Annotated in this window: 12 protein-coding genes; 7 read left to right on the top strand and 5 right to left on the bottom strand. The window is 60.8% G+C overall.

Going from position 1 to position 15272, the window contains the following annotated elements; all coding sequences use genetic code 11:
* Positions 1-97: 97 nt before the first annotated feature.
* Both AWM79_RS03910 and AWM79_RS03915 read left to right on the top strand, forming a co-directional pair.
* Positions 98-3625 carry an ATP-binding protein gene (locus AWM79_RS03910; protein ID WP_060783935.1) on the top strand — a complete coding sequence of 1176 codons (3528 nt, stop codon included), beginning with the start codon at positions 98-100 and terminating at the stop codon, positions 3623-3625.
* 88 nt (positions 3626-3713) lie between these two features.
* Positions 3714-4952 carry an EAL domain-containing response regulator gene (locus AWM79_RS03915; RefSeq protein WP_060782191.1) on the top strand — a complete coding sequence of 413 codons (1239 nt, stop codon included), beginning with the start codon at positions 3714-3716 and terminating at the stop codon, positions 4950-4952.
* A gap of 6 nt (positions 4953-4958) precedes the next feature.
* On the opposite strand, the gene AWM79_RS03920 is transcribed toward AWM79_RS03915, so the two are convergent.
* Entirely contained in the window at positions 4959-5621 is a 663-nt protein-coding gene (locus AWM79_RS03920) for a response regulator (RefSeq protein ID WP_017130812.1), read from the bottom strand.
* A 356-nt stretch (positions 5622-5977) separates the two neighbouring features.
* Here AWM79_RS03920 and AWM79_RS03925 point away from each other — a divergent pair, with 356 nt between their 5' ends.
* A complete protein-coding gene (locus AWM79_RS03925; protein WP_026013051.1) occupies positions 5978-6268 on the top strand; it encodes a DUF3509 domain-containing protein in 291 nt (96 codons plus the stop codon).
* A gap of 234 nt (positions 6269-6502) precedes the next feature.
* Here AWM79_RS03925 and AWM79_RS03930 read toward each other — a convergent pair whose 3' ends face one another.
* Complete coding sequence (locus AWM79_RS03930) at positions 6503-7702, bottom strand: CaiB/BaiF CoA transferase family protein (RefSeq protein WP_017130814.1); 1200 nt, start codon at positions 7700-7702, stop codon at positions 6503-6505.
* A gap of 139 nt (positions 7703-7841) precedes the next feature.
* Between AWM79_RS03930 and AWM79_RS03935 the strand changes: the two genes are divergently transcribed.
* From AWM79_RS03935 to AWM79_RS03950, 4 genes are all read left to right on the top strand, one after another.
* Complete coding sequence (locus AWM79_RS03935) at positions 7842-8384, top strand: YaeQ family protein (RefSeq protein WP_017130815.1); 543 nt, start codon at positions 7842-7844, stop codon at positions 8382-8384.
* Positions 8385-8438: 54 nt separating this feature from the next.
* A complete protein-coding gene (gene recJ, locus AWM79_RS03940) occupies positions 8439-10148 on the top strand; it encodes a single-stranded-DNA-specific exonuclease RecJ (RefSeq protein ID WP_017130816.1) in 1710 nt (569 codons plus the stop codon).
* Positions 10149-10333: 185 nt separating this feature from the next.
* Positions 10334-11440, top strand: coding sequence for an NADH:flavin oxidoreductase/NADH oxidase (locus AWM79_RS03945; RefSeq protein ID WP_017130817.1), 1107 nt, complete (start codon positions 10334-10336; stop codon positions 11438-11440).
* Between the two features lie 185 nt (positions 11441-11625).
* Entirely contained in the window at positions 11626-11817 is a 192-nt protein-coding gene (locus tag AWM79_RS03950; RefSeq protein WP_017130818.1) for a hypothetical protein, read from the top strand.
* A gap of 99 nt (positions 11818-11916) precedes the next feature.
* On the opposite strand, the gene AWM79_RS03955 is transcribed toward AWM79_RS03950, so the two are convergent.
* The 3 genes from AWM79_RS03955 to AWM79_RS03965 form a co-directional block, all read right to left on the bottom strand.
* Positions 11917-13341, bottom strand: coding sequence for a gamma-aminobutyraldehyde dehydrogenase (locus AWM79_RS03955; protein ID WP_017130819.1), 1425 nt, complete (start codon positions 13339-13341; stop codon positions 11917-11919).
* A gap of 166 nt (positions 13342-13507) precedes the next feature.
* A complete protein-coding gene (locus AWM79_RS03960) occupies positions 13508-14335 on the bottom strand; it encodes an ABC transporter permease (RefSeq protein ID WP_060782192.1) in 828 nt (275 codons plus the stop codon).
* Positions 14325-15272: an ABC transporter permease gene (locus tag AWM79_RS03965; protein WP_060782193.1), complete on the bottom strand. Its 948-nt coding sequence runs from the start codon at positions 15270-15272 to the stop codon at positions 14325-14327. Before AWM79_RS03965 ends, AWM79_RS03960 begins: the two co-directional genes overlap by 11 nt.

A 15272-nucleotide genomic window follows, 5' to 3' on the forward strand; every position in this document is an offset into this window, starting at 1 on the left:
GAGCAGGTACTTCGTCATGGTGTTTCAGGGGAGATCGCTACATTCCACTCTGGTGTGGCTGCTATTGGCGCTGTTTGCAAGCCTGCCGGGCCGGTCGATGGCGGCCCAGGGCCTGCTATTTAGCCTGCCTGCATCGTTTGTCGAACTCGACCAGTTGCCCCTGAGTGCGGACGAACAACGTTGGCTGGGAGCCGATCGCACGTTGCGGGTGGGTATTTCTGTGGCCGACTACGAGCCGGTGGATATTACCAACGATCGCAATCGCTACCAGGGTATCAGCGCCGACTATGTGGGACTGATCCGGGATCGGCTCGGGGTGGCGGTGGAGGTCATCGGCTTTGCCGAGCGCGACCAGGCGGTGGAAGCGCTGCGTGACGGGCAGATCGATTTCCTCACCAGTGCCAACGGATTCGAGCGAGGAGTGCCCGAACTGGTGTTCTCCAGCGACTACATGCCCGACCGGTCGGTGATCGTCAGTCGCGATGAAACCCTCGACCTGGATGACCTCAAGGACCGTAAGGTGGTCTTGCTGGAAGGTTATGCCGACGCGCAGGTGGTGCATGCCACCTATCCCGAGAGCAAGATCATCCTCGCGCCCACCCTCTACAGTGCATTGGAGGCATTGGCCCAGGGGGAGGTCGACGCCTTTATCGGCAATGAAGTGATTGTCCGGGCCCACAAGACCATACGGCCTTACATGGGTTTGCAGATCCGTGGACAGAGTGCGCTGCCTCCCATCGGATTCGCCTTCGCCTCGCGCAAGTCGCAGCCGCTGCTCAGCGGCTTGATCCAGCGCGCGCTGGACAGTATCGACGAAGCTACCCGGCGGGAGATCCTGGCGCGCTGGACCACCGGCTTTGGCTCGGATATCACCCAGCCACGGGTGAACCTGACCCCCACGGAGCTTGCCTGGATCGACAAGCATCCACGGGTGGTGGTCGCCTCTCAGCAGTATCCGCCACATATCTACAAGGATGGCCATAACCGCTGGGTGGGTCTCAATGTCGACCTGCTGGCGCGTATCTCGCGCATGACCGGACTGCAGTTCGCCTTCGAGGAAAGTTTCTCCACGATGCAGACCATTGGCATGCTCAAGGCAGGCAAGGCCTTGATGAACGGCTCGCTGGCGGAGAGTCCCGAGCGCAAGACGTTTCTGAATTTTACCTATGCCTTCGGCGGCAGTTCCTGGGTGTTTGTCGTACCGGTCCACGACTCCCCGCTCGGCTCGTTCAAGCAACTGTCCGGGCGTGTTCTAGCGTTACCCGAAGGGCATGCGCTGCAAGCGATGATTCGCCGTGAGCACCCGGATATCGTGGTGCGCAGCGTCGGGACTCCCGAGGAAGCCAGGGCCATGGTGGAGAATGGCGAGGCCGCCGCGACCATCCAGAGTGACGCCCGGGCTTACTTGTATCCACCTGGTAGGCTGAAGGTCGGACGTAGCGTGGAAGGGCTTTGGTCGGCCGACAGTTTCTCGGTGGTCAAGACTTCTCCCGAGTTGCTCAGCATTCTTAACAAGTCGTTGGAGGCATTTCCCGTCGCGGAGCTGCGGGCGTTGCGGATCAAATGGCTCGGCGCGGTGCCCGTGGCGCCGCCGCCGTCGGTGTGGAAGCGGGTGCCACGCTGGGTCTACGGACTGACCGGAGCCCTGTTGCTGCTAGGGGGCGTCTCCCTCGCCTGGAACCGTCGCCTGAATATCCAAATTCGCCAGCGACGCCAGGCCGAGCGGGAACTCAATGATCGATTGGCCTTCCAGCGGGCGCTGCTGGACGGCATCCCCAATCCCATTTTCGTGCGTGACCTGCAGGGACGGCTGATCACCTGCAATCGCAGTTACGAGCAGAGCCTGTCGACAACACTGGAGCAGGTGCAAGGGCGGCGCGTTACCGAAACCGGCCTGCTGTCGCAGGAGATCGCCCGGCAACTGCATGATGAGTTCATGCAGTTGCTGGAGGAGCAGCAACCCGTCTTCAAGGATCTGCGGCTTGAGTTTCTCAATGGCAGTATCGATGTCTATCAATGGATGGTGCCCTTCTACTCGGCCGGAGCACAGTTGCAGGGGCTGTTGGGCGGATGGATCGATATTACCGAAAGAAAACGACTCGAGGCACAACTGACGGAGGCCCGTCGGCAGGCCGAGCAGGCCAGCCAGGCCAAGAGTGCCTTCCTGGCAACCATGAGTCATGAAATTCGCACGCCCATGGGCGCAATCATCGGCTTGCTCGAAGTGGAGCGTGAGCAGGCGCGGGCCAGGGGAGAGGCATTCTCGCCGGGTTTACAGGTAGCCTATCAATCGGCGCGGGATCTGACGGTGCTGATCGGAGACAGCCTCGACCTGGCAAAAATAGAGGCCGGACGCATGTGTCTGGACCTGCAACCCACCGATTTGAAGCATTTCCTCGAAGGCGTCGTGCGCTTGTTCGAGGCCCAGGCGAGAGAAAAGGGGATCGAGCTGAGCCTGGAGATCGACGCCTTGTTCGTGGACGACCATCGGCTCGACCCGCTGCGCTTGCGCCAAGTACTGCACAACCTGATCGGTAATGCCCTGAAGTTTACGCACGAGGGGTTCGTTCGCGTTCGAGTTGTCCAGCTTTCGCAGTTGGCGGAAATCGACCGTCTCTGTATCGCTATCGAAGACAGTGGCAAGGGTATCGGCCCGGAGCAACAGGAGAGGCTGTTCACACCCTTCGCGCAGGTCCGCGACGAAACCGCTGAGCAATATCGCGGAACGGGCCTGGGCTTGAGTATCTGCAAGCAACTGGTGGAGCTGATGGGCGGTAGCATCGAGCTGCAAAGTCATGTGGGACAAGGTACCCAGGTGCGCCTGGAGCTGCCGCTCAGGCGCGAGGCCCGCTGCTCGGCACCGGTATCGATACCGCTGAACAATGGCGGAGCCGAGCTGCCGTCCTTGAACGTCATGATCGTCGATGACCTTTCCGCCAATCGCCTAGTGTTGCATCAGCAGCTCGGCGTACTCGGTCAGCGTGTCGAATCGTTCCAGACGGCGCAAGCAGCGCTGCAGGCGTGGCAGAGTGGGCACTTCGACCTGGTGATCAGCGACTGCAATATGCCCGGCATGACAGGCTATGAATTGGCTGAGGCGCTGCGCCGGATGGAGACCGAGGAGCAGCGCCCGGCGTGCCTGATTGTCGGGTGCACGGCCAACGCCATGAGCGATGAACGTCGACGCTGCCTGCAGGCCGGCATGAACGACCTGTTGGTCAAGCCCGTTGTCCTCGCGGACCTGGCTCGCCTGCTGGCGGATATTGCGCCGAGGGAAAAATCCTTCAATATCCAGACGCTGCGCAACATGACGCTTGCCGATACCGAAGTGCTTCAGCGCATGCTGCTGGAGCTCTGGAAGAACCTGCGGGAGGAGCGTAGCGAGCTGGAAACCACGGTAAGTCGCACTGATTGGGAAGGCGTGGCGATGTCCGTGCATCGCCTCAAGGGTATTGCCTCCCTTGTCGATGCAATTGCCCTGGCACGGGCCTGTGTCGATATGGAAAGTTGCCTGCGCCTGCAGGCGACCGAGCGACTGCAACCTGATTGGCGGGTACTCAAGGCGGCGATCGATCAAGTCATCGGCGACATTGAACCGAGTCTGCAGCAAGGAGCGATATTTTAGGACTTGTCCTATGGGTAACGCTGTCTTCCCTGGTTAAGGTGGACAGCCCCATGCGGATAACGATCGCTTCAACCTGCGGAGATCATCGATGCGCGCGCTCAAGATCCTGGTTCTTGAAGACAACCCCTTTCAACTGATGGCGTTGCACCAGATGCTCAATGCCAACGGTGTCTTCGATGTGCTGACGGCTGAAAACGTCGAGAGTGCCCGTCAGTCCCTGGCCAATCGCGGACCGGTCGATATTGCCCTCTGCGATCTCTCCCTGGAGGACGGTGACGGCCTGCAACTGATCCGGCACCTGGCGCAAGCGCGCGAGGCCCAGGCTCTGATTATCCTCAGCAGTCTCGACCAGGAGGTGCGCGAGGGTGCGGCATGCGTTGCTCGGCAGCAGGGGTTGCATGTACTGGGTTGCCTGCTGAAGCCGGCATCGGCAGCGATCCTGGGTGAGTTGCTGGCGACCTACCAGCAACGCTTCGGCCGACGGCGCCCTGAGTTGCCGTTGGCTCAGGTCCATGAATTACTCTCGTTGCATGACCTTCAAGCGGGAGCCGGGTCCCAGGCCATCCGGCATTACTGCCGCGCCTACTTTCAACCCAAGGTGACGTGTGACGGCCTGGTGCACGGCGTCGAGGCGCTGGCTCGCTGGCAGCATCCAGAACAGGGCATATTGTTGCCTGCTGCCTTTATGCCAGTGCTCGAGTATGCGGGGCTCTGGCAGACCTTGGTTTGGCAGATGCTCGAACAGGCCGTCCGGTTATCGGTCGAAGTGCACCTGGGCACGGGCGAGTATTTGCCGGTGGCGGTGAATATTCCAGGGCTGATGGTCCAACAAGCGGACTTCGCCGAGCGCTTGAACGAACTATTGGGAGGTTTTCACCTGCCCGCTCAATGGCTGACGCTGGAGGTGGTCGACAACGGGGAACGCCACACCGAAGCGGCCCAGCTTGAAGGCATGTTGCGCCTACGGATGCTAGGTTGCCAACTGTCGATCGGCAATTTTGGCGTTGCCGGCGCCGGCTTGCAGAGACTGCTCGAACTGCCTTTTTCGGAGTTGAAGATCGCCCCGCAGTTAGTCACCGGCATGGCCGAGGATTCGCGCAAGCGCTCGATTGTCGCGGGAATCCTGAGCATGGCCAAGGGCATGAACCTGCGGGTGGTGATCACTGGGATCGAAACCGATCAAGAGTATCGATTGATTCAAGAATTGGGCGATCTGCTTGTCCAAGGGCGATTCATTGCCGCGCCCATGAGCCGTGTCGAGCTGCTGCCGTGGTTGAGCATCGCCGGTCGCGTGAGTGTCGCGGAGCATGAACAACAACCTGGCTGACGATGATCAGGACAGCCCGTGTTCCTGCAGGTAGAGAAACAAGGCGGCATCATTGGACAGGCCGAGCTTGCGCATGGCACTGACTTTTTGGGCGCTGACGGTCTGTTTGCTGCGACACAGCCGGGCCGCAATCTCGCCCACCGTTCGACCTGCCGCCAGCAGGCGGGTGACTTCCAGTTCCCGCGGTGAAAGCTGCTCCTGATCGCCCAGTCGAAGCGTGGCGGTTTCCCCAGCCTGCGCCAGGGTCTGACGTACCGATTGGGCGAGGAACGTCTTGCGTTGTCGCACATGACCGATCGCCAAAGGCAACTCGGCCGCCAGGCTGGCCTTGCTCAACAACCCCAGGACCCCCAGGTCCAGGATGTAGCGGAACAGACCGGCATTGTTGAGCATGGTGACTACCAGGATCAGTGGGGCCGGGTAGTGCCGGACCAGAGTCTCGATCATTCGCAGACCGTCGTTCTGATCCGCCGTCGGCATCATGAAGTCGGTGATCAGCATGTCGCACGGGCACTGGTCCAGCAGGTCGAAGAGTGCCTGCGGGGTGCTGGCTTCACCGACCACGCTCAAGCCTGGATCGCGCTCCAGTACGGCCCGCATGCCAATCAGGAAAATCGGGTGATCATCCGCCAGGACAATCCGTAGCGGCGTGCGTGCGGATGAATTCAAGATGGGTCTCCAGTAAGCGCGATGATGATGCGCACGAAAGCAGAGCAACAAACCAGATGCCTGGGCTCATGTCTGTGAGCGAAGTCGACGCAACCTGTAGTAAAAGACTGAAAGGTTAGTGGCCTGAGAGCTTGAGCTAACCAACTAACCGTACAGGCCACTTGTGAGCTGATTCTAGCCAGTGGCGGCCCTGGCCGTTTTTTTTCTGTCATCTTTCTCGTTCATCCTCGATAGACGTCGATTAGCTCGTAAGGCCCTGCCGGGGCCAACGAACTTTCCTCTCTGACTGGCGGTCATTGACTCCAGGCACCTTTGTTTTCGACTTTGCGGTTTTTGACTACTGAGTGATGATCGAGATGGAAAGTATCAGCTTGTTGCTCAATGAGGCATTGAGTCCGTATGCCGTTACCCTAACGCCATCAGGTGGACATGGGGAGTGCGTGGTGAGTGTGAAAGGCGTCACTGGCCTGATTCTGCTGGAGCGTAGGGTCAATCAGGCGCAACTGACGGACAAGCGTCTGCTGACGGACGTGGTCGATGGTTTGCATCGTGATCTGCGAATCGTCGAGGGGCGCCTGGAGCCCTGTATGCTTGCCGCCTGGCGCAACGCCACCGAACACCGAATGTTCCGAGCCGCCAGCCGATAGAGATTTTTTTGAACCTTCCCTTCCAGGGGCGTGTCATATCCAGAACGGCAAGAGCAGGCATTGTGCTCCGATACTTGTGGCTTGCCGTACTGGTCTTTGTAGGCCACGTTTAACCCCGAGTCGTCTCCCCACTTCTCGGGGTTTCTTTTTGCCTGGAATTTGTCACTGTTCATCGGGGGCGAGGAAAAATTCCTTGGCGTTTTCCCGGTATTTGTCCTGCTTAGGCCCGGGGGGTTAAATGGCACCACTTTCGCGTAGTCGGGCAATTTGTGCCTTGTCATAACCGAGGCTGCCAAGCACCTCGCCGTTGTGTTCGCCCAACTGTGGGCCGACCCATTCGCTGGAGCCCGGTGTTTCTGAGAGTTTTGGCACGATGCCGGGCATTTTGAAGTCCTTGCCGTCAGGCAGCTTGGCTTGCAAGAACATCTCGCGAGCGAGGAATTGCGGATCGCTGAACATGTCTTCGGCGCTGTAGATGCGACTGGCGGGAACCTCGGCTTCATTCAGGGTGGCGATCACCGTATCCAGGGGCAATGAGTTGACCCAGCGCTCGATCACTCCATAGATCTCGTCACGCCGGCTGTCGCGTCCGTCGTTACTGGCCAACAGCGGGTCGTTCGCCAGGTCCTCATGGCCGATGGCCCGCATCAAGCGCTTGAAGATCGCATCGCCATTGGCGCCGATCTGCACGTGTCGACCATCGGCTGTGGTGTGGATCGACGAAGGGGTGATGCCGGGCATGATATTGCCGGTGCGTTCGCGGATGAAACCGAACACATCGAACTCCGGCACCATGCTTTCCATCATCGCGAAGATGGCTTCATATAGCGCGACATCCACCACCTGCCCCTGACCGCCATTGACCTCGCGATGACGCAGTGCCATCAGGGCGCCAATCACGCCCCACAGTGCGGCAATCGAATCGCCGATGGAAATCCCGGTACGCACTGGCGGACGGTCTTCGAAACCGGTGATATAGCGCAACCCGCCCATGGACTCGCCCACCGCGCCAAACCCCGGCTGGTCCTTCATCGGTCCGCTCTGGCCGAATCCGGACAGGCGCACCATGACCAGCTTTGGGTTCAGCGCCTGCAGGGTTTCCCAGCCCAGTCCGAGTTTTTCCAGGACGCCGGGGCGAAAGTTCTCGATGAGGATGTCGGCGTCGCCGAGCAACTGCTTGAGAATCGCCAGGCCGTCCGGGTTTTTCAGGTTCAGCGTCAGGGATTTCTTGTTACGGGCTTGGACAAACCACCACAGCGATGTGCCTTCGTACAGCTTGCGCCATTTGCGCAGCGGGTCGCCGCCGTCCGGCGATTCGACCTTGATCACCTCGGCCCCGAATTCGGCGCAGATCCGCGAGGCGAAAGGGCCGGCGATCAGGGTTCCGAGTTCGATGACTTTCAGGCCGGAGAGGGGTTTGGCGGTGAGCGGCATGGGCGATCCTGTAGGACAAGGCGAGGGCGGTAGAGCTTTTTAACATGACGCGAACCATCTTCATAACCATCGGCAGTCGTGGATTGGCCTGCGTATCGGTTAGACTTGGCGCCTTTCCTCGTCTCTAGAAGTCCCGTTCATGGCCCAGCCGTCCACGACCTACAAGTTCGAACTCAACCTCACCGACCTGGATCGCAGCGTCTACGAAAGCGTCAAGCAGACCATTGCCCGCCATCCTTCGGAAACCGAAGAGCGAATGACCGTGCGTTTGCTGGCTTATGCACTCTGGTACAACGAACTGCTGGCTTTTGGTCGTGGCCTGTCGGAAGTAGACGAACCGGCGCTATGGGAAAAAAGCCTGGATGATCGCGTCCTGCACTGGATCGAAGTGGGTCAGCCAGATGCCGACCGCCTGACCTGGTGCTCGCGTCGTACCGAGCGCACTAGCCTGCTGGCCTACGGCAGCCTGCGGGTCTGGGAAACCAAGGTGATCCCGGCGGTCAAGAACCTGAAAAACGTCAATATCGCCGCGGTTCCGCAGGAAGTCCTGGAGACCCTCGCCAAGGACATGCCACGCGTTATCAAGTGGGACGTGATGATCAGCGAAGGCACGATCTTCGTCACCGACGATCGTGGTCAGCATGAAGTCCAGCTCGAATGGCTGATGGGCGAGCGCGGTTAACCACGGTTCCGCCGTTTCAACTCCTGTGTATTGAAGAGAAAACCCACCAACGCCATGCGTATCGAACCCCGTCCACTGCCCGCCACCTTGCCTTTTCTCGGCGACCTGCCGCCGCTGCTGACCCGCTTGTACGCGGCGCGGGGGGTCGAATCGGCTGCAGAGCTGGATAAAAGCCTGGCGCGCTTGATTCCCTTCCAGCAACTCAAGGGGATCGACGCTGCGGTGGACCTGTTGGTGGTGGCGCTGGAGCAGCGCCAGCGGATCCTGATTGTCGGCGACTTCGACGCCGATGGTGCGACCGCCAGTACCGTGGGGCTGTTGGGTCTGCGCCTGCTGGGGGCGGCGCATGTCGATTACCTGGTGCCGAATCGTTTCGAGTACGGCTACGGCCTGACCCCGGAAATCGTTGCTGTGGCGTTGCAGCGTGAGCCGCAATTGCTGATCACCGTCGACAACGGCATCTCCAGTATCGAAGGTGTACTGGCGGCCAAGGCGGCTGGCCTGAAGGTGTTGGTTACCGATCACCACTTGCCGGGTAACGAACTGCCGGTGGCCGATGCCATCGTCAACCCGAATCAGCCGGGCTGCGAGTTTCCGAGCAAGGCGCTGGCCGGGGTCGGCGTGATCTTTTATGTGTTGATGGCCCTGCGTGCGCGCTTGCGCGGCCTGGGCCGGTATGAACATCAGCCGCAACCGAATATCGGCGAACTGCTCGACCTGGTGGCGTTGGGCAGCGTGGCCGATGTGGTGCCGCTGGATGCCAACAATCGAATTCTGGTACATCAGGGCCTGGAGCGCATCCGCGCCGGGCGCGCCCGACCGGGGCTGAAGGCAATTCTCGAAGTGGCCAAACGCGATCACTCGCGGCTGACCTCAAGCGACCTGGGGTTTATCCTCGGGCCGCGCCTGAACGCGGCGGGTCGCCTGGACGACATGAGCCTGGGCATTGAATGCCTGCTCTGCGAAGACCCGGCATTGGCCCAGGAAATGGCCACCCAGCTGGATGAAATGAACAAGGACCGTAAGTCCATCGAGCAGGGCATGCAACGCGAAGCCCTGGCCCAGCTCAAGGATTTGCCGGTGGAGTCAATGCCGTTCGGCCTGTGTCTGTTCGATCCGGACTGGCACCAAGGGGTGATCGGTATTCTTGCCTCACGGATGAAAGAGCGTTATCACCGCCCGACCATCGCCTTCGCCGATGCTGGCGACGGCATGCTCAAGGGCTCCGGTCGTTCGGTCGCCGGGTTCCATATTCGCGATGCCTTGAGCGTGGTCGCGGCGCGGCACCCGGACTTGATGGGCAAGTACGGTGGCCATGCCATGGCCGCCGGCCTGAGTCTGCCCCAGGAAAATTTTCCGTTGTTTGCCCAAGCCTTCGATGCCGAAGTACGCCGTCAGCTCAATGAAGATGACCTGACCGGACGCTTGCAGACCGACGGCACCCTGGCCCTGGAAGAGTTCAACCTGGAATTGGCCCGGGCACTACGCAACGCCGGCCCCTGGGGCCAGCACTTCCCCGAGCCGTTGTTCCACGGGGTGTTTCAACTGGTGGAAAAGCGCATCGTCGGCGAGCGGCATCTGAAAGTGGTGCTCAAAAGCGAGTGTGGCTCGGTGAAGCTCGATGGCATTGCCTTTGGCATCGACCCGCAAATCTGGGCAAACGCACGGGTCGATTGGGTCGAGCTGGCCTACAAGCTCGATCTCAACGAGTTCCGCGGCAAAGAAAGCGTGCAACTGATGATTGCCCACATCGAACCGCGCTGAGCTTTATATCGGCTGAACCCTTCGGCGTCCTTCATTGTCGACTAGGCTCTAAGCACTGTCTGAATGGTCTTGTGACGTTATCTTCCTTATTCATCCGCCGGGGGGCGGACGGCCTATTTTTCCTGTCACGCGTCGACGTTCTCACAGAACCCTGGAGCCAGCCCACTTGATTTGAGAGGTGCCCCATGAGTCTGCTGCTTGAACCCTATACCCTTCGTCAATTGACCCTGCTCAATCGCATCGCGGTCTCGCCAATGTGCCAGTACTCCAGCGTCGATGGCCTGGCCAATGACTGGCATCTGGTCCACCTTGGTAGCCGTGCGGTAGGCGGTGCCGGACTGATTTTTACCGAAGCCACGGCAGTGACCGCCGATGGCCGTATCACCGCCCAGGATCTGGGCCTGTGGAATGACGAACAGATCGAACCCCTGCAACGCATCACCCGGTTTATCGCGGCCCAGGGTGCCGTCGCCGGGATCCAACTGGCCCATGCCGGACGCAAAGCCAGCACCCATCGACCCTGGCTGGGCAAGCCTGGCAGCGTCAAGCCGGAGGAGGGCGGCTGGATCCCGGTCGGGCCCTCGCCCATTGCCTTCGACCCGCAGCACACGGCCCCGGCACAGCTGGATGAAGGGCAGATCGCCGAGGTGATCGAGGCGTTTGTCGCGGCCGCCCGACGCGCCCTGGTCGCCGGTTTCAAGGTGGTCGAGGTGCATGCCGCCCACGGTTATCTGCTGCACCAGTTTCTCTCACCCTTGAGCAATCAGCGCCGTGACCAGTACGGCGGCTCGTTCGATAACCGTATTCGCCTGGTCCTGCAGGTCACAGAAGCGGTGCGGGCGGTCTGGCCCGAGGAGTTGCCGTTGTTCGTGCGTGTCTCGGCCACCGACTGGGTGGAAGACGGCTGGAACCCGGACGAAACCGTGGAGCTGGCACGGCGTCTGAAAGACCTTGGCGTCGACCTGATCGACGTGTCTTCGGGCGGTACCGCCGCCAACGCGGAAATCCCCACGGGGCCCGGTTACCAGACTCGTTTCGCCGAGCGCGTGCGTAAGGAGTCCGGGATTGCCACCGGCACCGTCGGGCTGATCACCGAGCCGGCCCAGGCCGAGCATATCCTGCGCACCTGCCAGGCCGACATCATCCTGCTCGCCCGTGAGTTGCTACGCGATCCGTATTGGCCGCTGCATGCCGACGATGACTTGGGTGGGCACAAGGCCACCTGGCCGGCGCAGTACCAGCGCGCTACCCATCGCGACCAACCGATCCATGAGGCGGATCTGCGCGAGTGAGCGATTGACCTGACTTGTGTGAAAACACCGAGACCCGTCGACCAGGCGGGTTTTCTGTATGTTGAGTGATTTCCTTCTGTAAATTCCGAAATGATCTTAGCTTAATGCAGATTCTTCCTACCCTTATGCTAAGTCTGAGACGACCTGTCCAGGCGTTCCTGTGCAGTCACAGAAGGAAGTCACCCATGTCAAAGGAACGAGGCATTCTTGGGTTCATGCTGTTTCTCTGGACATTCAGGGCGCCACCCCCGCATCGGGTGTGCAAGCTCAGCGATGAAGAGCGGCAATTGGTGGAGCATTACCGGAGTTTGTCGGCGGAAGATCGTAATGCCCTGCGCTGCCTCTTGAATGCGATGGAGAGTGTTTCGCGGTTTTGAGCCGTTTGATCTTGATTGACGAATCAGTGGCGCTTGTTCTTCCATCGGCCGGACCGGGCCATGACGGCCCGGTCCGGTAGTTTTGTGAGGGATCCGTCATCAGTGCTTGAACATCACATGGCGCACGGTGGTGTAGTCCTCCAGGCCGTACATGGACATGTCCTTGCCATAGCCGGACAGCTTCTGACCGCCATGGGGCATCTCGTTGACCAGCATAAAGTGAGTGTTGACCCAGGTGCAGCCGTACTGCAAGCGAGCCGCCAGGCGGTGGGCGCGACCGACATCGGCGGTCCACACCGAGGATGCCAGGCCATAGTCCGAGTCATTGGCCCAGCCCAGTACCTGGGCTTCGTCGTTGAAGCGGGTGACCGAGACCACCGGGCCGAACACTTCGCGCCGCACGATCTCGTCGTCCTGTTGGGCGTCCGCCAGCACCGTGGGTTCGAAGAAGAAACCGTTGCCGTCCACGGCCTTGCCACCGGTCACCAGGCGGATATGCGACTGTGCCACGGCACGCTCGACAAAACCGGCGACACGATCACGGTGCTTGGCGGTGATTAGCGGGCCGAGTTCGGTGGTCTGATCGTCCTGCAGGCCGTACTTGATGGTACTCACCGCGGCGCCCAGTTGCTCGACGAACTGCTCGTAGATACCGGCCTGTGCGTACACGCGGCAGGCGGCGGTGCAGTCCTGGCCTGCGTTGTAGAACCCGAAGGTGCGGATACCTGCCACGGCGGCGTCGATATCGGCGTCGTCGAAGATGATCACCGGGGCCTTGCCGCCTAATTCCATATGCATGCGCTTGACGCTGTCGGCAGTACTGGAAATGATGATCGAGCCGGTGGCAATGGCGCCGGTCAGTGACACCATGCGCACTTTTGGATGGCTCACCAGCGGGCTGCCGACGGTCGGGCCGCGACCGAACACCAGGTTGAGCACGCCCGCCGGGAAGATTTGCGCCGCTAGTTCGGCCAGGCGCAACGCGGTCAGCGGGGTCTGCTCCGAAGGTTTGAGCACCACGGTGTTGCCGGCGGCCAGAGCCGGTGCAATTTTCCAGGCGGCCATCATCAGCGGGTAGTTCCACGGGGCGATGGAGGCAATTACGCCCACCGGGTCGCGGCGGATCATCGAGGTATGGCCCGGCAGGTATTCGCCGCCGGCCAAGCCGTTCATGCAGCGGCTGGCGCCGGCGAAGAAACGGAACACATCGGCAATGGCCGGGATTTCGTCGTTGAGCGCGGCGCTCAGGGGTTTGCCGCAGTTGTCCGACTCCAGCTTGGCCAGTTCCGCGCCGTGGGCCTCGATGGCATCGGCGAGCTTGAGTAGCAACAACGAGCGGTCTTTCGGCGCGGTCTGCGACCAACTGTCGAAGGCAGCATCGGCGGCGCGCACGGCGGCGTCCACCTGGGCTTCGCTGGCTTCGTTGATTTCCACCAGCACACGGCCCAGCGCGGGATTGAAGACGGCTTGGGCAGGGCCTTCGCCAGCAACGAGTTGACCATTGATCAGCAGTTTGGTTTGCATGGTTATGTCCTCATGGAGCGATCAGGTGATTCTGTGGGCAGCGAGTTTTCAGGTGTTTGAGGAAACCTTCTTATGGCAGCGAAGCTTGCCCCGAAGAGGCCCTCAAGAGCGTTAAAAGCGTTGTCGGAGCATAGGCCGGGATTCGCCATTTACCTCAGGTAGTCGGTTATGGGCCGCCGCTGCCGGCCACACTTTCACCGCCACGGGTCAAGTAGTAGGCGCCGAGAATCGGCAACATGGTAATCATCATCACCAGCAAGGCGATCACGTTGGTGACGGGTACATCTCGTGGTCGACCGAGCTGGTTGAGCAGCCAGATCGGCAAGGTGCGTTCATGCCCCGCGGTAAAGGTGGTGACAATGATCTCGTCGAACGATAGGGCGAACGCCAGCATGCCACCGGCCAGCAGCGCCGAGACCAGATTGGGCAGGACGATGTAGCGCAAGGTTTGCCAGCCATCGGCACCGAGATCCATTGAGGCTTCGATCAGGCTGTGGGAGATACGCCGCAGCCGGGCAATGACGTTGTTGTAGACAATCACTACGCAGAAGGTTGCGTGGCCGACGATGATGGTGAACATCCCTGGCTCGATCCCCAGCGTCTTGAAGGTCGCCAGCAGGGCGATCCCGGTGATGATCCCCGGCAAGGCAATCGGCAGGATCAGCATCAGCGAGATACCCTGCTTGCCGAAGAACTCCCGGCGATACCACGCGGCCGAGGCGAGGGTGCCGAGCAGCATGGCGATCAGAGTGGCGATGGCGGCGATCTTCAGCGACAGCTTGATCGCTTCCAGCACGTCTGGACGTGCGAAGGCCACGCTGAACCATTTCAAGGTGAAGCCCTGGGGCGGAAAGCTGAACGCTGCGTCCTCGGTGTTGAAGGCGTATATGAAGATGATCATGATCGGGATGTGCAGGAACAGCAACCCGCCCCACGCGGCGATACGCAGCCCCAGGGAAGCGCTCTCCCCGTGCTCTTGCGACTTAGAGTGCATCGAAGGCCCCCAGGCGTTTGACGATGGACAGGTACACGGCAATCAGCACGATCGGCGCCAGGGTGAAGGCGGCCGCCATCGGCATATTGCCGATAGCCCCCTGCTGGGCGTAGACCATGCCGCCCACGAAGTAGCCGGGTGGGCCGATCAGTCGCGGCACGATAAAGTCGCCCAGGGTCAGCGAGAAGGTGAAGATGGAGCCGGCGGCAATGCCTGGGATCGAGAGCGGCAGGATCACCTGCATAAAGGTCTGGCGTGGCTTCGCCCCGAGGTCGGCGGAGGCTTGCAGCAGAGAGGGCGGCAGGCGTTCCAAGGCCGCCTGGATTGGCAGGATCATAAACGGTAGCCAGATATAGACGAACACCATGAACCGGCCCAGGTGCGAGGTCGACAGCGTGCTGCCGCCGATCCCGGGGATGCCCAGAACCCCTTGCAGCAGCGGTTCCAGCCCAAGGTGCTGGACAAACCACTGGACCACGCCGCCCTTGGCCAGCAACAGGGTCCAGGCATAGGCCTTGACGATGTAGCTGGCCCACATCGGCAGCATCACCGCGATGTAGAAGAACGCTTTGGTCTTGCCGCTGGTGTGGCGCGCCATGTAGTAGGCGATGGGAAAGGCGATGATCGCGGCGGCGATCGAGACCGTCACCGCCATAGTCAGGGTCCGCAGGATGATGTCGAAGTTAGCCGGATTGAACAGCGCGGCGAAGTTTGCCAGGGTCGGGTCCGCAGTGACCGCCATGGTGAAATCGTCGAAGGTGTAGAACCCTTGCCAGAGCAGGGTCAGCAGCGAGCCGAGATAGATCGCGCCAAACCAGATCAGTGGCGGCACCAGCAGCAGCGTCAGGTAGAAGTTGGGGCGGCGGTAGAGCAGGTTGCAGAGCCGCCGCATCAGCGATGGGCTGGCCGTCGTGGGTGTCAGAGCCAGAGTGCTCAT

It is taken from the genome of Pseudomonas agarici (assembly GCF_001543125.1).
In the GTDB taxonomy this organism is placed as follows: Bacteria; Pseudomonadota; Gammaproteobacteria; order Pseudomonadales; family Pseudomonadaceae; genus Aquipseudomonas; species Aquipseudomonas agarici.